The sequence below is a fragment of the Streptomyces sp. NRRL S-340 genome, assembly GCF_000720185.1.
GTDB lineage: Bacteria > Actinomycetota > Actinomycetes > Streptomycetales > Streptomycetaceae > Streptomyces.
Genome location: NZ_JOIY01000001.1, coordinates 1 through 19,024 on the forward strand (window position 1 = coordinate 1; position 19,024 = coordinate 19,024).

The following is a 19,024-nucleotide window of genomic DNA, read 5'->3' on the forward strand; positions in this document are numbered from 1 at the left end:
TCTATCAGATCTTTCCGATCCGATTTCCTCGGTGCTTTCCAGGTTCCCGCTCCGCTTTCGCTTCGCGTTTCCCTTTCCGGCGGTTCCGACTCTATCAGATCCTTTCGGCCTGACCCCCAGTCAGCGGGGTTCGTCTTCCCGGCCCTTGGGCCGTTCCGACGAGTGAGACTTTAGCGGATTCCGTGCTCCCGAGCGAATCGGGGGCTGCGTTCTTGCGAACTCGGATTCCTCATTCCGTAAATACGCACGACAATGCACGACGGCAGACAGACTGAAACGACTGTCGTCGAGTAGTGAAGAGGACTTGCGGAGTGGCTGCCCGGGGACCGACCGGAGTCGGCTCTCACGTCGGACAACTCGAAGTACCTTACGGACCCCGGCGGGGCGTGTCAACCCATGGCCGCGAAGCCCCCCGGGGCATACGCTGTCCGTCATGACTACGCGTACGTACAACCAGCAGTGGTGGCCCGCCTGACGGCGGCCGCGCTCACGTACGCAACACAACGGCCGCCGCCTCGGCGGCCGTTCTCGTTTCTCCCTCCAGGGGCTCCGGGGCCAGGCCGGCCGGGGACTGCGGTCTCGACCGAGAGATGGAGCGGAGATGACACGGGTCTTCAGTGGGGTCAAGCCGACCGGGCACCTGACGCTCGGGAACTACCTGGGCGCCATGCGGCAGTGGGCCGAGACCGACCAGCACCGGGCGGACGCGCTGTTCTGCGTCGTCGACCTGCACGCTCTGACCGTGGACCACGACCCCGCGCGCGTGCGCAGGCTGAGCCGGCAGGCGGCGACGCTGCTTCTGGCGGCCGGGCTGGATCCCGAGCGGTGCACCGTGTTCGTGCAGAGCCACGTGGACGAGCACGCCCGGCTGTCCTACCTGCTGGAGTGCGTGGCCACCGACGGCGAGATGCGGCGGATGATCCAGTACAAGGAGAAATCCGTGCGCGAGCAGGGGCGGGGCGGGAGCGTGCGGCTGTCGCTGCTGACCTACCCGGCGCTGATGGCCGCCGACATCCTGGCGTACTACACGGACGAGGTGCCGGTCGGCGACGACCAGACGCAGCACGTGGAACTGGCCCGGGACCTGGCCGTGCGCTTCAACCACCGCTACGGACACACGTTCGTGGTGCCGAAGGCGACCCCGCCGAAGGTGGCGGCCCGGGTGATGAACCTGCAGGACCCGACGTCGAAGATGGGGAAGTCGGACGACTCCGGACCGGGCATCGTCTATCTGCTCGACGAGCCGGAGGTCGTGCGCAAGAAGGTGATGCGGGCGGTGACCGACAGCGGGCAGGACGTCGTCTACGACCGGCAGGAGCGGCCCGGGGTCGCGAACCTGCTGGAGATCCTGGCCGCTTGCGAGGGCGGGAACCCGCAGGACCTGAGCGGGGCGTATGCGTCGTACGGCGCCCTGAAGAAGGACACCGCAGAGGCCGTGGTCGAACTCCTCAGGCCCGTCCAGCAGCGGCACAGGGAGCTGTGCGCGGATCCCGGTTACCTGGAGGGGGTGTTGCGGGCGGGAGCGGAGAAGGCGAGAGAAATGGCGCGGCCGACGGTGGACGCGGCGTACCGGGCGATCGGGCTGCTGCCCGCCTGAAGGGCTCGGGCAGGGCGGGCAGCGGGGCCGGGGTCAGTTGTTGCCGGAGGCCAGCTCGCGGCTGCGGTCGCGGGCGGCTTCCAGCGCTGCGATCAGGGCGGCGCGCACCCCGTGGTTCTCGAGTTCGCGGATGGCGTTGATCGTCGTGCCGGCCGGCGAGGTGACGTTCTCGCGGAGCTTGACCGGGTGCTCGCCGCTGTCGCGGAGCATGACGGCGGCGCCGATGGCCGACTGGACGATCAGCTCGTGGGCCTTGTCGCGGGGCAGGCCGAGCAGGATGCCCGCGTCGGTCATGGCCTCGACCAGGTAGAAGAAGTACGCGGGGCCCGAGCCGGAGAGCGCGGTGCAGGCGTCCTGCTGGGACTCGGGGACCCGCAGCGTCTTGCCGACGGCGCCGAAGATCTCCTCGGCGTGGGTGAGGTGGCCGGCGGTGGCATGGGTGCCCGCGGAGATCACGGACATGGCCTCGTCGACGAGCGCGGGCGTGTTCGTCATGACGCGCACGACCGGGGTGCCCGCGGCCAGGCGCTCCTCGAAGAAGGAGGTGGGGATGCCCGCGGCGCCGCTGATGATCAGGCGGTCGGCGGGGACGTGCGGAGCGAGTTCGTCGAGGAGGGTGCCCATGTCCTGGGGCTTGACCGTGAGGATCAGGGTGTCGGCGGTCTTCGCCGCCTCCGCGTTGGTGACCGGGGTGACTCCGTGACGGGCGCGGAGTTCCTCGGCCCGCTCGGGGCGGCGGGCGGTGACCAGGAGGTCGGAGGGGGCCCAGCCGGCCCGGATCATTCCGCTGAGCAGGGCTTCGCCGATCTTGCCGGTGCCGAGGACTGCGACTTTCTGGCTCATGGGGTTCATCCTCGCACCGGCGGTCGGGGGTGCGGCGGGTTGTCCGGCAGGCGGGACGTGCGGCGGCCGGGGCGGCCGGGCGGGGCGGGTCACGGCTTGCCGGCGACGAGGAGGAGGACGTCGTAGGTCTCCTCGACGATGCCGTCGGGGAAGACCTTCAGCAGCTGGTCGCGCTCCTGGGCGAGGAAGGCGGTGCGGCGGTCCTCGGGGCAGACGAGGAGGAACGAGTGGCTGCCGATGTTGGCGAGGTGGCTGTCGACGGGGATCCGGCGGCTCCAGCGCACCTCGCGGCGGGTGAAGCGCAGGCGGCCGGTGGGGTCGGCCAGCTCGGTGCGGGCGGCGCGCTGTTTCCCGGCGGGGATGTCGATGCCGAAGAAGCGGCCCGCCCGGCGGCTCGCCTCGGCGATCCACTCGATGTCCGAGGCGTCCCTGTTCCACCACAGGGCGAGGGCGCCGCCGGGCCGCAGCACGCGCAGGGCTTCCGGGACGGAGCGGTGCGGGTCGGTCCAGTGCCAGGACTGGGCGTAGGTGAGGAGGTCGGTGGAGTCGTCGGCGAGGGGGAGGGCGTTGCCGTTGCCGCGTACGAGGGGGATGCCGGGGTGGCTGCTGCGGAACTGGGCGGCCATGCCGTCGCCGGGTTCGACGGCCAGGACCCGGGCACCGCGCGCGTGCAGGAGGGCGGTCGAGATGCCCGTACCGGCGCCGACGTCCGCGACGCGCGCGCCGGCGAGCGGGCGGCCGGTGAGGTCCTCGACCGCGTCGAGGAGGGCCGCCGGGTAGGAGGGGCGGTGTGCGGCGTACTGGGCGGCGGCCGCGTCGAAGGAGCGGGCTCGGGTGGCGTGGTCGGCGGAGCCCTGGGCGGGCGAGGGCGGGGTGGTCATGAGCCCATGGTGGTGCAGGCGGGGTGCCTGGCGGGCGGAGTTTTGCCGGTGAGGGCGGGCCGGGGCCACGGGCGCGGGCCGGCCCGGACGGGGGGCCGCGCCGGCGGTCAGGAGTGGCGGCGCTTCCTGGAGGGGTTGCCGGAGCGGCGGGTGGTGCGGCGTTCGAACTGTTCGCGGGCCTCTTCGTACTCGCGGCGGTGGAGTTTCTCGCCGGGGGCCTCGCTGAGGGAGCGGAAGAAGTAGGCGAGGAGGGAGCCGATGAAGCCGATGGCGAGCAGGCCGCGCAGGGAGGACTGGCGCTCGGGGTCGGGGCGCTTGGAGAAGCCGCCCCAGGTGTGGCCGAAGGCGAGCGCGCTGCACACGGCGAACATGACGACGACGAGGAGCGTGACGAAGGCGCCCGAGTTCGCGATCTGGATGCCTTCGAAGGCGAAGCGGAGGACGAAGCAGGCCGCGGCGGCCGCCAGGAGCGAGCCGGCGGCGACGCCGGCGCGGCGCAGCGCGTAGCCGTTGTCGTGGTGGACCCAGGTCGTGCCGAAGAAGCGCAGGGGCTCGGGGCGCGGGCCGGTGGGGCCGGTGGCCGTGGAGCCCGCGGGGGTGGCCGGGGTGCCGTTCTCGTCGCTCACGCAACCGATTATGGCGCCCCGGGGTCCGCGGGCCCGGGGCGGGCTCAGGCGCAGCGCGGGGCGATGTAGCCGTCGACGCCGGTGTAGATGTAGGCGTCGGAGACGTATTCGCCGTTGTCGATGTTGTCCCAGATGCTCGACGTGCCGTAGGGCCCGGTCACCTTGGTGCCGGGGGTCTGGCAGTAGACCGGTACCTTGGCGCCCGCCGGCAGGGTCCGCACGATCGGGTACCCGGTGCCCGGGCCGCTGCGGACGTTGAGGCTGACGCCCGGGGCGACCGAGTAGTAGCGCAGGGCCGCTGCCCTGGCCGTGACGCCCTGTGCGTCGTCCTGGCCCGGTGTCTCTTCGACATGGTCGACCGACATGGAAGTTCCTCCCCCGTTTATTTCCCCATGACTGTCATGGGGTCCCGTTGGTTCCCCTGGAGCGCGTTGTGGAACAGGTGTGCGCAACTCGCACGCGAACGCTAGCAAGCCTCCTCAGTCCCGTCGGCGTCATCGACTAGGGTCGGTGCGTCGCGCGCGCGGGACGAACAGCACGGGGGTGGTCCATGACGCCACAGCGCAACATCGGAGCGGGCGCGGAAGCGGAACTTCCGGAATACGCCGGTCACTATCGGCTCCAGGCGCGCCTGGGCTCCGGTGGCATGGGGGTCGTGCATCTGGCCCGCAGTACCTCGGGGCTGCGGCTCGCGGTGAAGGTCGTGCACGCGGAGTTCGCCAGGGATCCCGAGTTCCGGGGGCGTTTCCGGCAGGAGGTGGCGGCGGCCCGCAGGGTCAGCGGCGCGTTCACGGCGCCGGTCGTCGACGCCGACCCGGAGGCGGACCGGCCGTGGATGGCCACGTTGTTCATTCCGGGTCCCACGCTCGCGGAGGAAGTGAAGCGGAACGGGCCGATGGCCCCGGCGCAGTTGCGGCGGCTGATGGCGGGCCTGGCCGAGGCGCTGCGCGACATCCATCGGGTGGGGGTCGTCCACCGTGATCTGAAGCCGAGCAACGTCCTGCTCGCCGAGGACGGGCCGAAGGTCATCGACTTCGGCATCTCCCGGCCGAAGGACAGTGAACTGCGCACCGAGACCGGCAAGTTGATCGGTACGCCGCCGTTCATGGCGCCCGAGCAGTTCCGGCGGCCGAGGGAGGTCGGGCCGGCCGCCGACATCTTCACGCTCGGCTCGGTGCTGGTGCACGCGGCGACGGGCCGCGGTCCGTTCGACTCCGACAGTCCGTACATCGTGGCCTACCAGGTCGTGCACGACGAGCCGGACCTGGGCGGCCTGCCGGAGGATCTGGCACCGCTGGTGCTGCGCTGCCTGGCCAAGGAGCCCGCGGACCGGCCGACTCCGGACGAGCTGATGCGGGAGCTGCGGTCGGTGTCGGCCTCCTACGACACGCAGTCGTTCATACCGGGACAGCGCTCGGGCACGGCAGCGGTGCCGGGCGCCGCCGGGAACTCGGGTGAGGCGCGGGTCCCGGGCGGGGCGGGGGTGCCGGACGGAGCCGGGGTGCCGGCCGCAGGGTCCGGTGGCCGGCAGGTGCGGCGGGCCGGGTGGCGTCCCGGCCGGCGGATGGGCAGGCGGCTCGCGCTGGCGGCGGGGGTGTGCGGGCTGGCCGTGGGCGGGACCCTCGGGGCGGTGGAGGTGTTCGGCGGCCAGGCGGCGCACCGGGACGCGGCACCGCGCACCGCCGCGGCCGCGTTCAGCGGGTGGCAGGCGCGGCCGGTGTCCGGGGACGGTCACATGCCGCAGTGCGCCGCCGCGTCCGGGCAGCTCCTGTGTGCCGGACCCGGGCTGGTCTTCGCCCTCGACCCGGCCGACGGCAGGCTGCTGTGGCGGCGTCCGGCGGCGGTCGCCCCGGCCGGTGGCGCTCCGCAGGTGTCGGGCGGGCTCGTGCTCCCGCCGGCCGGGCAGGACGGCGTCCTGCGGGCGCTGGATCCCCGCTCGGGCGCGGTGCGCTGGCAGCGTGACGTGTCGGCGTACAAGGCGATGCGGTGCGCCGGGGACATGCTGCTGCTCACCGGTGCGGACGGCACGGTGACGGGGGTGGCCGGCCGTTCGGGGGACACGCGGTGGAGCCGGCGCGTGCCCGGCCTGACCGAGCCGTACTTCCTGTCGTTCGCCGGTGATCCGCTGGCGTACGCGGCGAGCCCCGCACGGGACGGGAAGGGCACCCGGGTGACCGCTGTCGATCCCCGCACGGGTGCCGTGCGCTGGCAGGCGCGGCTGAACGGGTCGCTGCGGCCCTTCGGGACGTCCGGCGGGTCGCTGTTCCTCCAGTCCGTCGACGGGGTCTACGGCGACACGCGGGCGGTGGTCCGCTACTCCCCGGCGAGCGGGGCGGTCCGCCGGGTGGCGCTGCCGGTCCCGCTCCAGCAGGCGCATGCCGCCGTCCGCGGCGAGGTGGTCCACCTGCTGTCGGCCGGTGGTTCGCTGACGGCCGTCGACATGGCCGCGGGCCGGCAGCTGTGGTCCCTGGAGACCTCCGTGAGCCGTGGTTCGGCGCCGGTCGCCGACGCGCGGCACGTGTACGTCCTGTCGGCGGACGGGCGGCTGCTGGCCGTGGACGCGGCCAGGGGTGTGCTGGTCGGTCAGACGCCGGCGCGGCTGGGCGCGGGGGCGGACCGGGTCGCCGCCTCGGTCCCGGATCCGGTGCCGGCCGCCGGTCATGTCTACGCCGGTGCTCCCGACGGCACCGTCTTCGCCGTGGACGCGGGCGCCCCGTCGGCGTGGTGACGCGCGAAGGGGCGCGTTCGCCAGGTGAGGCGCGCAAGGGCGGTCGCCGGGTGACGCGCGCGACGGCAACCGCCAGGTGACGCGCGAAAGGGGCCGCTCCCGGTGGGAGCGGCCCCTTTCAGGGTCGGCCGGCCGGCGGGTGGGCCCGCGGACCGGCGGGCCCGTGGGTCAGCCCAGCTTCGAGACGTCGCGGACGGCGCCCTTGTCGGCGCTGGTGGCCATCGCGGCGTAGGCGCGCAGGGCCACCGAGACCTTGCGGTCGCGGCCCTTGGGGGCGTACACGCCGTTCAGGGCCTGCTCGCGGCGGGACAGCTCGGCCTCGTCCACCAGGAGTTCGATGGTGCGGGCGGGGATGTCGATGCGGATGCGGTCGCCGTCCTCGACGAGGGCGATGGTGCCGCCGGAGGCCGCCTCGGGCGAGGCGTGCCCGATCGACAGGCCCGAGGTGCCGCCGGAGAAGCGGCCGTCGGTGATCAGCGCGCAGCTCTTGCCGAGGCCGCGGCCCTTCAGGTACGAGGTCGGGTAGAGCATCTCCTGCATGCCGGGACCGCCCTTGGGGCCCTCGTAGCGGATGACGACGACGTCGCCCTCCTTGACCTGCTGGGTGAGGATCTTCTGGACGGCCTCCTCCTGCGACTCGCAGACGACGGCCGGGCCCTCGAAGGTCCAGATGGACTCGTCGACGCCGGCGGTCTTCACGACGCAGCCGTCCACGGCGAGGTTGCCCTTGAGGACGGCGAGGCCGCCGTCCTTGGAGTAGGCGTGCTCGAGGGAGCGGATGCAGCCGCCCTCGGCGTCGGTGTCCAGGGCCTCCCAGCGCTCGGACTGGGAGAAGGCCTCGGCGGAGCGGACGCAGCCGGGGGCCGCGTGCCACAGCTCGACGGCCTCGGGGGACGGGGAGCCGCCGCGCACGTCCCAGGTCTTGAGCCAGTCCGCCAGGGAGGGGCTGTGCACGGCGTGCACGTCCTCGTTGAGCAGGCCGGCCCGGTGCAGTTCGCCGAGCAGGGCGGGGATGCCGCCGGCGCGGTGCACGTCCTCCATGTAGTACGTGCGGTCCTTGGCGACGTTCGGGGCGACCTTGGCCAGGCAGGGGACGCGGCGGGAGACCGCGTCGATCTCCTCCAGGCCGAAGGGCACGCCGGCCTCCTGGGCGGCGGCCAGCAGGTGCAGGATCGTGTTGGTCGAGCCGCCCATGGCGATGTCGAGGGCCATGGCGTTCTCGAAGGCCGCGAAGGTGGCGACGTTGCGCGGCAGGACCGTGTCGTCGTCCTGCTCGTAGTAGCGGCGGGTGATGTCCATCACCGTGCGGGCCGCGTTCTCGTACAGGGCGCGGCGGGCGGTGTGGGTGGCGAGGACCGAGCCGTTGCCCGGCAGGGAGAGGCCGATGGCCTCGGTCAGGCAGTTCATCGAGTTGGCGGTGAACATGCCCGAACAGCTGCCGCAGGTGGGGCAGGCGTTCTCCTCGATGCGGAGGATGTCCTCGTCGGAGATCTTCTCGTTGACGGCCTCGGACATCGCGTCGACCAGGTCGAGCGTGCGCACGGTGCCGTCGACCAGGGTGGCGCGGCCGGCCTCCATGGGGCCGCCGGAGACGAAGACCGTCGGGATGTTCAGCCGCAGGGCGGCCATCAGCATGCCCGGGGTGATCTTGTCGCAGTTGGAGATGCAGACCAGGGCGTCCGCGCAGTGCGCCTCGGCCATGTACTCCACGCTGTCGGCGATCAGGTCGCGCGAGGGCAGCGAGTACAGCATGCCGCCGTGGCCCATCGCGATGCCGTCGTCGACGGCGATGGTGTTGAACTCGCGCGGGATGCCGCCCGCCTCGCGGACCGCCTCGCTGACGATCCGGCCGACCGGCGCCAGGTGCGTGTGGCCGGGCACGAACTCGGTGAAGCTGTTGGCGATCGCGATGATCGGCTTACGGCCGATGTCCGCGCCGGGTACACCGGAGGCGCGCATAAGGGCGCGGGCGCCCGCCATGTTGCGGCCGTGGGTGACTGTGCGGGACCTCAGCTCGGGCATCGTCGCTCGCTCCTTCGGAGAGTTCTGACTGTGTCGAGCGTACGCCGGTCATCCAGGGAGCGGGACGCGGTGTCCGTAATGCGGGACGGGCGTCTCGGGGCGACGGCGGGCGCGGGAGGGTGCCGGGGTGCGGCGCGACGCGCTCGGGAGGGCGTCACGCCGGCCGGCGCGCCGGGGCGCGGGGGCGTCAGCGGCAAGGCGCCGGGGGCGCGGGCGCGTCATCGGCGGGGCACGCCCGCCGTCGACGCCAGGTGGAGCCGGGTGAAGGCCAGGGCCTCGGCGAGGTCGGCCTCCCGCTCCGCGCCTGACATGGCACGGCGGGTGTTGACCTCTATGACGACATGACCGTCGAAACCGGAGCCGGCCAGTCGTTCCAGCAGCTCGGCGCAGGGCTGTCCGCCGCGGCCCGGCACCAGGTGCTCGTCCTTCGCCGAGCCCTTGCCGTCGGCGAGGTGGACGTGACCGAGGCGGTCGCCCATGCGGTCGACCATCCGGAGCGCGTCGGTACGGGCCGTCGCCGCGTGGCTGAGATCGATCGTGAAGTGCCGGTAGTCGTCCTTGGTGACGTCCCAGTCGGGGGCGTAGGCGAGCATCTCGCGGTCGCGGTAGCGCCAGGGGTACATGTTCTCCACGGCGAACCGCACATCCGTCTCGTCCGCCATCCGCCAGATTCCGCTCACGAAGTCACGGGCGTACTGGCGCTGCCAGCGGAACGGCGGGTGCACGACGACCGTGCTCGCGCCGAGCTTCTCCGCCGCCGCCCGGGCGCGCTGGAGCTTGACCCAGGGATCGGTCGACCACACCCGCTGGGTGATCAGCAGGCAGGGGGCGTGCACGGCCAGGATCGGTATGCCGTGGTAGTCGCTGAGCCTGCGCAGGGCGTCGATGTCCTGGCTGACGGGGTCGGTCCAGACCATGACCTCGACGCCGTCGTAACCGAGGCGCGCGGCGATCTCGAAGGCCGTCGCCGTCGACTCCGGGTACACGGAGGCCGTCGACAGGGCGACCTTCGCATCCGGGATGCGTACGACGGGTTCCACCACGAGTGACAGGTTACGGGGTGCTCAGGCGCTCACGGCGTGAGCCCGCTCACCGTGGCCGGTTCCAGGCCGTGCCCGTGCCCCTCGTACGCGTCCGGACGCCAGGCCCTACGCCGAGCCCATGTGGTCCAGGCGCCGCAGGATCACGCCCTCGCGCAGGGCCCAGGGGCAGATCTCCAGGCGCTCCACGCCGAAGAGGTCCATCGCGCCCTCGGCGACCAGCGCACCGGCCAGCAGCTGGCTCGCGCGGCCGTCGGAGACGCCCGGCAGCTCGGCGCGCTCCCCGGCCGTCATCGCGGCGAGGCGCGGCACCCACGCCTCCAGGGACTCGCGTTTCAGCTCGCGCTGCACGTACAGGCCCTCGGCGGAGCGGGCGGCCCCGGCGATGCGGGCGAGCTGCCGGAACGTCTTGGAGGTGGCGACCACGTGATCGGGGGCCCCGAAGCGGCTGAACTCGCCCACGGTCCGCGCGATCTGTGCCCGGACGTGGCGGCGCAGTGCCCTGACGTCCTCGGGGTCGGGCGGGTCGCCGGGCAGCCAGCCCGCGGTGAGCCGGCCCGCGCCGAGCGGCAGCGACACGGCGGCGTCGGGCTCCTCGTCGATGCCGTAGGCGATCTCCAGCGAGCCGCCGCCGATGTCCAGGACGAGCAGTTTCCCGGCGGACCAGCCGAACCAGCGGCGGGCGGCGAGGAAGGTGAGACGGGCCTCCTCCGCCCCGCTGAGCACCTGGAGCCGCACGCCCGTCCCGGCCTGCACGCGCGCGAGGACGTCGTCGGCGTTGCCGGCCTCGCGCACGGCGGAGGTCGCGAACGGGAGCAGGTCCTCGACGCCCTTGTCCTCGGCGGCCTGCATCGCGTCCCGGACCACGTCGATCAGCCGCTCGACCCCCTCGGAACCGATCGCTCCGTCCTCGTCGAGGAGTTGGGCGAGCCGCAGTTCCACCTTGTGCGAGTGGGCGGGCAGCGGGCGGGCACCGGGGTGCGCGTCGACCACCAGCAGATGCACCGTGTTCGAACCCACGTCGAGGACACCGAGTCTCATGTACGGAACGCTACTGCCACCCGGGCGGGACCGGCACGGGCCCGGCGGCCGCTCGGCGCCGGGCCCGGCGACTTACCCTGGACGCGTGCCAAAGACGAAGAAGGCGAAGACCGGTGAATCGGCGGGCCCCGTGCCCGAGCCGGACGAGAAGGGGCTCGACTTCGCGCGCGCGTGGGTGGAGTTCCCGGACCCGGCGGACGACGAGCAGGTCTTCCGCTGCGATCTGACCTGGCTGACCTCCCGCTGGAGCTGCGTCTTCGGCAGCGGCTGCCAGGGCATCCAGGCGGGCCGCGCGGACGACGGGTGCTGCACGCTGGGCGCGCACTTCTCCGACGAGGACGACGAGCAGCGGGTGGCCGGGCACGTGGCCAGGCTCACTCCTGACATCTGGCAGAACCACGCCGAGGGCACGGAGAACGGCTGGGTGTCCGAGGACGAGGAGGGGTCGCGGCAGACCCGTCCCTTCCAGGGCTCCTGCATCTTCCAGAACCGTCCGGGGTTCGCCGGTGGCATGGGCTGCTCGCTGCACATCCTGGCGCTCAGGGAGGGCCGCGAGCCGCTGGAGACCAAGCCGGACGTGTGCTGGCAGCTGCCGATCCGGCGGACCTTCGAGTGGATCGACCGCCCCGACGACACCCGGGTGCTCCAGGTCTCGATCGGCGAGTACGACCGCCGGGGGTGGGGCCCGGGCGGCCACGACCTGCACTGGTGGTGCACGTCGGCCACGTCGGCGCACGGCGCGGGCGAGCCCGTGTACGTCTCCTACCGGGCCGAGCTGACCGAGCTGATGGGCAAGGCGGGCTACGACCGGCTGGTCGAGCTGTGCGAGGAACGCCTCGCCTCGGGACTGCCGCTGCTCGCCCCGCATCCCGCTGATCCGGCGGGTCCGGCGAACCGGGACTGACGGATCCGGCGGCCCCGGGCCGAGGGATCCGGCATCTGAGCCGGGCCGGTCCTGCGCGCCGGGGCCGGCGGATCCGGCCGGAGCGGCTCTCCGGGAGGTGTCAGCGCCGCCCCTGCGGGCTTCCGGCCCCGCGAACCCGCATGATCCAGGCAGCGGCCCTAGCTTCCCGCCGGGCTCGGTGTGCCGCTGCCGTCCGCGGGCGGGGGCGAGCCGCCCGGGTCGGACGGGGACGGTGTGCCGGTGGGCGTCGGGGTCGGGTCGGTGGACGGCGGCGGGCCGGTCGGCGGACCGGAGGGATCCGTGGGGCCGCCGGTGGGGGTCGGGGTGGGACCGCGCGGGTCGTCGGTCGGTGTCGGATCCGCGGGACGCGGAGGACGGGGCACGGACGGGCTGGGCGCACGTCCGACGCCGTCGATGGAGACCACCGCTCCGGCCGGTGCGATCGCCACGCGCGCGCTCCAGGGACCGGACGGCTCGTGCAGGTGGTCGACGTACACCTTGACCGTCACCGACTCGCCGGGCTCCAGGGTTCCCGCGGAGCGGCTGAAGCAGAGCCAGGGCGCCCGGGTGGACGCGGACCAGCGCACGGGTGCGGAGCCGGACGCGGTGAGGGTGACGAGGGTGGTGTCGCCGGTGCCCGTGGCGGTCACGGTCAGCCGGGCGTCTTTGCGCCCGGCCCCCGCGACGCTGAGGACCTCCACCGAGACGTCCGGCCGCGGGCCCTCGCCGGTACGGGCACCGGGCCCCCGGCCCGTACCGGCGCCGGGGTAGCCGCCGGTGTCCTCGCCGACGAGGGCGCCGGAGCCGTGGTCCTCGCGCGCGGTGACGGAGGGGCCGCCCACGCCCTCGCCGGTCGGGGTGCCGCGGTAGGCGGCCCACAGGGCGAGCACCGGAGCGGCGACCACGGTGGCGACGACCGTCGTCGTGACGGCACGCGCGCGCAGCCGGTCCCTGCGGGCGGCGCGGTCCTTGGGGTCCATCGGGAATCCCCGCCGGTCGAGGCGCGGAACGGTGCCCCGCGCGCGCGAGTGGTGCGCCATGGCCAGGCCCAGTGCCGTGCGGGGGGCCGGCAGGACGGGCAGTTCCGCGGGGGTGACGCAGGCGCCGGGCCAGCGGGCGGGATGCGCGCGCTCGGCGGTGCGGCGGCAGTGCGGGCAGTCGTCGACGTGCCGGACCAGCTCGCGGCGCAGCGCCGTGCCGAGCACGAACCCGCTGTCGCCGGTGAGGGCGGCCACGCCCGGACAGCCGCCCGCCTCGGCGACGGCGAGCGCCGCGCGGGTGCGCTCCACCTCGCAGGCGGCCGCGGCGAGAAGTTCCCGGGCGGCCGTGAGGTTCATGCCGAGCACGGCGGCGACCTCGTGGACGGTGAGGTGGTGGCGGACGGCGAGTTCGAGCGCCTCGCGCTGCTCGGGGGTGGTGCCGGCGGCCTCCGGCCAGGCCAGCAGGGCGAGTTCGCGGCGCCGCCGCTCCCGGACGTCCTCGGGCACGGGCGGGGCGGCCCGCTCCGGGCTCCGCCGGGGTCCTCCGTGACGTCCCGCCGCGTGCGTGGCCTGACGTTTCTGCTTGGCCTCGGCCAGCGCGCGCAGACAGGCCCAGCGGGCCAGCGCGTACAGCCAGGCCCTGCGCTCCCCCGCGCTCTGCGGCACGCGCGGCGCACGCCGCTCGGCGAACGCGAGCGCGTCACCGAGGGCGGTGGTCGCCGCGTCGTGGTCGCACAGCACGGACAGGCAGTAGGTGAACAGGCCGTCGAGGTGGGGCTCGTAGGCGGCGGGCGGATGCTGCGCCAGGGTGCGCGCGGCAGCGCGGTCGCGCACCTCGTGGTGCGGCCGGTGCTCACCGGTCGTACGCGTCGTACGGTCCGTACGGGTCGAGGTCTGCGGACTGGTGCTCATCACCTGTGCGACCGTAGGCGGCGGAGGTTCGTCCGTTCTTCCCTGTTGCGCACTTTTAATCCGTACGGGTGAAACGATCCCTCATACGAGGACGGGGGCGGCCCGTTCCCTCCTTCGAGCGGACACGTTCGACCCCGTTCGACCCCTGAGCGGTCCCCGGGCAGGCGTCCGCTCCCGCGGTGACCGGGCCGTACGGGCGGCGCTGTCAGTGGGGGCGGTTACGGTTTCGTCATGGCTGCCCGTACGAAGACCACCAAGGACCGCCCGTCCTACCGCTGCACCGAATGCGGCTGGCAGACGGCGAAGTGGCTCGGCCGCTGCCCCGAGTGCCAGGCCTGGGGCACGGTCGAGGAGTACGGCACGCCCGCGGTCCGTACGACGGCACCGGGCCGGGTCACCAACTCGGCCCTGCCCATCGGCCAGGTCGACGGGCGCCAGGCCACCGCCCGCTCCACCGGTGTGCCCGAGCTGGACCGGGTGCTGGGCGGCGGGCTGGTCCCCGGTGCCGTCGTGCTGCTCGCCGGCGAGCCCGGCGTCGGCAAGTCCACGCTGCTGCTGGACGTGGCGGCCAAGGCCGCGAGCGACGAGCACCGCACGCTGTACGTGACGGGCGAGGAGTCCGCGAGCCAGGTCCGGCTGCGCGCCGACCGCATCGGCGCCCTCGACGACCACCTCTATCTCGCCGCCGAGACCGATCTGGCCGCCGTGCTCGGCCACTTGGACGCGGTGAAGCCCTCCCTGCTGATCCTCGACTCGGTGCAGACGGTGGCCTCCCCCGAGATCGACGGCGCGCCCGGCGGCATGGCGCAGGTCCGGGAGGTGGCCGGCGCGCTGATCCGCGCCTCCAAGGAGCGCGGCATGTCCACACTGCTGGTGGGCCATGTCACCAAGGACGGCGCCATCGCGGGCCCGCGCCTGCTGGAGCACCTGGTGGACGTGGTGCTGCACTTCGAGGGCGACCGGCACGCGCGCCTGCGCCTGGTCCGCGGCGTCAAGAACCGCTACGGCGCCACCGACGAGGTCGGCTGCTTCGAGCTGCACGACGAGGGGATCACGGGCCTTACCGACCCCAGCGGCCTGTTCCTGACCCGCCGCGCCGAGCCGGTGCCCGGCACCTGCCTGACCGTGACCCTGGAGGGCCGCCGCCCGCTGGTCGCCGAGGTCCAGGCACTGACCGTGGACTCCCAGATCCCCTCCCCGCGGCGCACGACGTCGGGCCTGGAGACCTCCCGGGTGTCGATGATGCTGGCCGTGCTGGAGCAGCGCGGCCGGATCAGCGCGCTGGGCAAGCGGGACATCTACTCGGCGACGGTCGGCGGGGTGAAGCTGTCCGAGCCCGCCGCCGATCTCGCCATCGCGCTCGCGCTGGCCTCGGCGGCGAGCGACACCCCGTTGCCGAAGAACCTCGTCGCGATCGGCGAGGTGGGCCTGGCCGGTGAGGTCAGACGGGTCACGGGCGTGCAGCGCCGGCTCTCGGAGGCGCACCGCCTGGGCTTCACGCACGCCCTGGTGCCGGGCGACCCGGGCAAGGTGCCGCCCGGGATGAAGGTCCTGGAAGTGGCCGACATGGGGGACGCGCTGCGGGTCCTGCCGCGCTCGCGTCGCCGGGAGGCCCCACGGGAGCAGGAGGACCGCCGGTAGACTTTGCGCTGGTCCCGCCCGTCCGTACGAACCGAGTGTGCGAAACGGGAGCGCCAGAAGAACCTGCGACCGGAGGAGTGCAGTGGCAGCCAACGACCGGGCAGCAGCTCCCGGAAAATCCGGTGGGAGTTCCGGCGCCGATGGCCTGATGCGCGCCTCCCTGAGCGCCGTGGCACCCGGCACGGCCCTGCGGGACGGGCTGGAGCGGGTGCTCCGCGGGAACACCGGCGGCCTGATCGTGCTGGGCTCCGACAAGACCGTGGAGACGATGTGCACGGGCGGCTTCGTCCTGGACGTCGAGTTCACGGCGACGCGGCTGCGGGAGCTGTGCAAGCTGGACGGCGGCATCGTGCTCTCCTCGGACCTGTCGAAGATCCTGCGGGCGGGCGTGCAGCTGGTCCCGGACCCGACGATCCCGACCGAGGAGACCGGCACCCGGCACCGCACGGCGGACCGGGTCAGCAAGCAGGTCGGCTTCCCGGTGGTCTCGGTCTCCCAGTCGATGCGCCTGATCGCCCTGTACGTCGACGGTCAGCGCCGCGTCCTGGAGGACTCCGCGGCGATCCTCTCCCGCGCCAACCAGGCCCTGGCGACGCTGGAGCGCTACAAGCTCCGCCTGGACGAGGTCGCGGGCACCCTGTCGGCGCTGGAGATCGAGGACCTGGTCACGGTCCGGGACGTCTCGGCGGTGTCGCAGCGCCTGGAGATGGTCCGCCGGATCGCCACCGAGATCGCCGAGTACGTGGTGGAGCTGGGCACCGACGGGCGCCTGCTGGCACTCCAGCTGGACGAGCTGATCGCGGGCGTGGAGCCCGAGCGCGAGCTGGTCGTGCGGGACTACGTCCCCGAGCCCACCGCCAAGCGTTCCCGCACGGTCGACGAAGCCCTCGTGGAACTCGACAAGCTCTCCCACGCCGAGCTGCTGGAGATGTCCACGGTCGCGCGCGCCCTCGGTTACACCGGCTCGCCGGAGACCCTCGACTCCGCGGTCTCCCCGCGCGGCTTCCGGCTGCTGGCCAAGGTGCCGCGGCTGCCCGGCGCCATCATCGACCGCCTGGTCGAGCACTTCGGCGGCCTGCAGAAGCTGCTCGCGGCCAGCGTCGACGACCTCCAGACGGTGGACGGCGTGGGCGAGGCCCGCGCCCGCAGCGTCCGCGAGGGCCTGTCGCGGCTCGCGGAGTCGTCGATCCTGGAGCGGTACGTCTAGGAGCGGCACCTCCCCAGGAGCAGCACGCTCAGGAGCGGTGCGTCCGCCGGGAGCGGCACCTCCCCAGGAGCAGCGCCTCCCGAGAGGAGCAGCGCCTCCCCAGCGACAGCGCCTCCCCAGGAGCAGGAGCGCGGTCCCGGAACGGTGTCGCCACAAGAGCAGCAGTTCTCCCTGCGAGCGGTGCCCCGGAAGCAGCGTCGCCACGGAAGCAGCGGGCCGCGGGAGCAGCGGGCCGCGGGAGCCGCGCGGCCGTTCCGGAAGCGGTGCGTCCGCGGGCCGTGCGCACCCGGCGGCAGGTGCCGGGGCGGTGACGGCCGCTCGGCCGCGCCGCCCCGCCGGCGCTCGCTCAGTCCGCCGACAGCACGAACGACGTCTGCAGCTTCCCGTACCCCGGCACCGTCGCCTCCACCAGGTACGTCTTGCCCACCGCGGCGGAGCCGGCGGGCGGGGTCGCGCACCCGGGGGCGCTGGGCCTGCGGTCCCAGCGCACGGTGGAGGTGATGCCGCTGCCGCCCGGCACCCGGTACAGCAGGCTCCCCGCGGTCTTCGGGCAGTCGGCCGACGACCAGTAGGTGTCGCTGCTGCCGGCCTGCGTGACCGTCACCACCGCCGTCTTCGGACCCAGGTCGGCCTTGCAGTCGGTACCGGAGGAGTTCTTCGCGATCAGTTCGAAGGTGGGAGTCTCGGTGGGAGCGTAGGTGTTGCGCACGCTGCGCAGGCTCAACTTGACCGCCGAGGACGTGCAGTTGGGGAGCGTGCTCCCGGCCGGCAGCACCGCGCCCGTGCCGCCGCCGCCCGTGCCGCCGCCCTTGGCGCCGTCGTCCGAACCGCCGGCGGACCCGCCGGAGGACGCACCGGAACCTCCCGTGCCGGGACCGCCGCTGCCGGTGCTCCCGCTGCCGCCGCCGCTCGCCGGGGAACCCGGATCACCGGATCCGCCGGTGGACTCGTCGCGCCCGCCGGGGTGTTGGCTGATCGCGGGACCCGACTCGGAGGGGCCGGGTCCGATGGTGGAGGGGGTGGGGTTCTTGCCGCCCGCCGCGCCACCGGTGTCCTTGTGGCCCCCGCCGCCGCCCGAGGTGGCGATCCAGAGGCCCAGCAGGGCCAACAGGGCGACCACGGACAGCAGTACGACCCTCCGTCGCCAGTAGATGGAGGAGGGAAGCGGACCGACCGGATTGCGCAGAGATCCCACGCCCAAACTGTACGAGAGATCGTGGCCTTCCCCTGTCCCACCCGCCGCGCCGGTCACAACTTTTCCGGATCATCATTCCGGCAACCGCCTTGTCACCGGCCCGCCTTGCCGAGCCGGTGACGGCGGGGCGACGTTCGGTGACGAAACGGCCCGCGCCGGGTCACACGCCCGTCCGCCGCCACGTGGCAGGATCGGAAACGTCATGACTGCGCCCACACTGCCCCCACACAGCAGCCCCACAGCCCCGGCAACCCCACCCGAGACCGAGACCGCCCCCGCCGCCCCCACCCCGACCACCAGCGCACCCACCGGCACGGCCACCGTCACCGGACCCGCGGAAGCGGCCCCCGCCACCGCACAGCCCGGCGCGGCCGCCCCCGCCACCACCGCTGCCACGGTCACCGTCCCCGCCACCACCGTTGCCACCGCCACCACCACGGCGACCGTCGACGCCCCCACCGTCCCGGTGATCACCGGCGCCGGCCCCGAGTCCGCCGCGGAGCCCGCCGCCCCGCGGCTCGGTGAGACCCTGCACACCCAGGTCATCAGCTGGTTCGACGGCAACGCCCGCGACCTGCCCTGGCGGCGCGCCGACGCCGGCGCCTGGGGCGTGATGGTCAGCGAGTTCATGCTCCAGCAGACGCCGGTGAGCCGGGTGCTCCCCGTCTACGAACAGTGGCTGGAGCGCTGGCCGCGCCCCGCCGACCTCGCCAAGGAGGCGCCCGGCGAGGCGGTGCGCGCCTGGGGCCGGCTCGGCTACCCGCGCCGCGCGCTGCGCCTGCACGGCGCCGCGGTCGCCATAACGGAACGGCACGGCGGCGACGTGCCCACCGAGCACGCGCAGTTGCTGGCCCTGCCCGGTATCGGGGAGTACACCGCGGCAGCGGTCGCGTCGTTCGCGTACGGGCAGCGGCACGCCGTGCTGGACACCAACGTCCGCCGGGTCCTGGCCCGCGCGGTCACCGGGGTGCAGTACCCGCCGAACGCGACCACCGCGGCCGAACGCAGGCTGGCGCGCACCCTGCTGCCCGAGGACGAGCGGACCGCCGCCCGCTGGGCCGCCGCCTCGATGGAGCTGGGCGCGCTGGTGTGCACGGCGAAGAACGAGTCGTGCCACCGCTGCCCGATCGCCGCGCACTGCGCGTGGCGGCTGGCGGGCAAGCCGGAGCACGACGGACCGCCGCGCCGCGGCCAGACGTACGCCGGCACGGACCGCCAGGTGCGGGGCAAGCTGCTCGCCGTGCTGCGGGAGGCGCACACGCCGGTGCCGCAGGCGGTGCTCGACCGGGTGTGGCACGAGCCGGTCCAGCGGGCGCGGGCGCTGGACGGGCTCGTCGCGGACGGTCTGGTGGAGCCGCTGCCGGGCGGTCTGTACCGGCTGCCGCTGACCTGACCCACCGTCACTTC

At 73.8% G+C, this 19,024-nt stretch carries 15 protein-coding genes; 6 read left to right on the forward strand and 9 right to left on the reverse strand.

Annotated elements, in window-relative coordinates:
• Positions 1-601: 601 nt before the first annotated feature.
• Complete coding sequence (gene trpS / locus IG64_RS00005) at positions 602-1,597, forward strand: tryptophan--tRNA ligase (RefSeq protein WP_037850394.1); 996 nt, start codon at positions 602-604, stop codon at positions 1,595-1,597.
• A gap of 33 nt (positions 1,598-1,630) precedes the next feature.
• Here trpS and proC read toward each other — a convergent pair whose 3' ends face one another.
• The 4 genes from proC to IG64_RS00025 all read right to left on the reverse strand — a co-directional run bounded on the left by proC (position 1,631) and on the right by IG64_RS00025 (position 4,312).
• The gene (gene proC, locus IG64_RS00010; RefSeq protein WP_037850395.1) at positions 1,631-2,440 is read right to left on the reverse strand and encodes a pyrroline-5-carboxylate reductase; all 810 of its coding nucleotides are present in this window, start codon (positions 2,438-2,440) and stop codon (positions 1,631-1,633) included.
• Positions 2,441-2,529: 89 nt separating this feature from the next.
• Entirely contained in the window at positions 2,530-3,321 is a 792-nt protein-coding gene (locus tag IG64_RS00015; RefSeq protein ID WP_037850396.1) for a class I SAM-dependent methyltransferase, read from the reverse strand.
• Positions 3,322-3,428: 107 nt separating this feature from the next.
• A complete protein-coding gene (locus IG64_RS00020) occupies positions 3,429-3,947 on the reverse strand; it encodes a hypothetical protein (protein ID WP_037850398.1) in 519 nt (172 codons plus the stop codon).
• Positions 3,948-3,991: 44 nt separating this feature from the next.
• Positions 3,992-4,312 (reverse strand): SH3 domain-containing protein, encoded by a 321-nt coding sequence (locus tag IG64_RS00025; protein WP_037850401.1) that lies wholly within the window; start codon positions 4,310-4,312, stop codon positions 3,992-3,994.
• Positions 4,313-4,497: 185 nt separating this feature from the next.
• Between IG64_RS00025 and IG64_RS00030 the strand changes: the two genes are divergently transcribed.
• Positions 4,498-6,675, forward strand: a complete 2,178-nt coding sequence (locus IG64_RS00030; RefSeq protein ID WP_037850403.1) for a serine/threonine-protein kinase — start codon at positions 4,498-4,500, stop codon at positions 6,673-6,675.
• A 168-nt stretch (positions 6,676-6,843) separates the two neighbouring features.
• On the opposite strand, the gene ilvD is transcribed toward IG64_RS00030, so the two are convergent.
• The 3 genes from ilvD to IG64_RS00045 form a co-directional block, all read right to left on the reverse strand.
• Positions 6,844-8,697, reverse strand: coding sequence for a dihydroxy-acid dehydratase (gene ilvD, locus IG64_RS00035; RefSeq protein WP_037850405.1), 1,854 nt, complete (start codon positions 8,695-8,697; stop codon positions 6,844-6,846).
• Positions 8,698-8,915: 218 nt separating this feature from the next.
• Positions 8,916-9,740 (reverse strand): sugar phosphate isomerase/epimerase family protein, encoded by an 825-nt coding sequence (locus IG64_RS00040; protein WP_037850407.1) that lies wholly within the window; start codon positions 9,738-9,740, stop codon positions 8,916-8,918.
• Between the two features lie 105 nt (positions 9,741-9,845).
• Positions 9,846-10,778, reverse strand: coding sequence for a Ppx/GppA phosphatase family protein (locus tag IG64_RS00045; protein WP_037850408.1), 933 nt, complete (start codon positions 10,776-10,778; stop codon positions 9,846-9,848).
• An 85-nt stretch (positions 10,779-10,863) separates the two neighbouring features.
• On the opposite strand from IG64_RS00045, the gene IG64_RS00050 reads away from it, so the two are divergent.
• Entirely contained in the window at positions 10,864-11,682 is an 819-nt protein-coding gene (locus tag IG64_RS00050; RefSeq protein ID WP_063758742.1) for a hypothetical protein, read from the forward strand.
• A 158-nt stretch (positions 11,683-11,840) separates the two neighbouring features.
• Here the strand turns inward: IG64_RS00050 and IG64_RS00055 are convergent, their stop codons facing one another.
• On the reverse strand, positions 11,841-13,574 hold the full coding sequence (locus IG64_RS00055; RefSeq protein ID WP_037850411.1) for a BACON domain-containing protein: 1,734 nt from the start codon (positions 13,572-13,574) through the stop codon (positions 11,841-11,843).
• A gap of 231 nt (positions 13,575-13,805) precedes the next feature.
• Between IG64_RS00055 and radA the strand changes: the two genes are divergently transcribed.
• The gene (gene radA, locus IG64_RS00060; RefSeq protein ID WP_037850413.1) at positions 13,806-15,215 is read left to right on the forward strand and encodes a DNA repair protein RadA; all 1,410 of its coding nucleotides are present in this window, start codon (positions 13,806-13,808) and stop codon (positions 15,213-15,215) included.
• A gap of 82 nt (positions 15,216-15,297) precedes the next feature.
• Complete coding sequence (disA, locus tag IG64_RS00065) at positions 15,298-16,422, forward strand: DNA integrity scanning diadenylate cyclase DisA (protein WP_037850414.1); 1,125 nt, start codon at positions 15,298-15,300, stop codon at positions 16,420-16,422.
• A gap of 346 nt (positions 16,423-16,768) precedes the next feature.
• On the opposite strand, the gene IG64_RS00070 is transcribed toward disA, so the two are convergent.
• Complete coding sequence (locus IG64_RS00070) at positions 16,769-17,617, reverse strand: hypothetical protein (RefSeq protein ID WP_078883675.1); 849 nt, start codon at positions 17,615-17,617, stop codon at positions 16,769-16,771.
• 466 nt (positions 17,618-18,083) lie between these two features.
• On the opposite strand from IG64_RS00070, the gene IG64_RS00075 reads away from it, so the two are divergent.
• Positions 18,084-19,010 (forward strand): A/G-specific adenine glycosylase, encoded by a 927-nt coding sequence (locus IG64_RS00075; protein WP_037850904.1) that lies wholly within the window; start codon positions 18,084-18,086, stop codon positions 19,008-19,010.
• Positions 19,011-19,024 lie beyond the last annotated feature (14 nt).

Coding starts and splice junctions, on each gene's coding strand:
- trpS (WP_037850394.1), top strand. CDS start 602: ATGACACGGGTCTTCAGTGGGGTCAAGCCGACCGGGCACCTGACGCTC.
- proC (WP_037850395.1), bottom strand. CDS start 2,440: ATGAGCCAGAAAGTCGCAGTCCTCGGCACCGGCAAGATCGGCGAAGCC.
- IG64_RS00015 (WP_037850396.1), bottom strand. CDS start 3,321: ATGACCACCCCGCCCTCGCCCGCCCAGGGCTCCGCCGACCACGCCACC.
- IG64_RS00025 (WP_037850401.1), bottom strand. CDS start 4,312: ATGTCGGTCGACCATGTCGAAGAGACACCGGGCCAGGACGACGCACAG.
- IG64_RS00030 (WP_037850403.1), top strand. CDS start 4,498: ATGACGCCACAGCGCAACATCGGAGCGGGCGCGGAAGCGGAACTTCCG.
- ilvD (WP_037850405.1), bottom strand. CDS start 8,697: ATGCCCGAGCTGAGGTCCCGCACAGTCACCCACGGCCGCAACATGGCG.
- IG64_RS00045 (WP_037850408.1), bottom strand. CDS start 10,778: ATGAGACTCGGTGTCCTCGACGTGGGTTCGAACACGGTGCATCTGCTG.
- IG64_RS00055 (WP_037850411.1), bottom strand. CDS start 13,574: ATGAGCACCAGTCCGCAGACCTCGACCCGTACGGACCGTACGACGCGT.
- radA (WP_037850413.1), top strand. CDS start 13,806: ATGGCTGCCCGTACGAAGACCACCAAGGACCGCCCGTCCTACCGCTGC.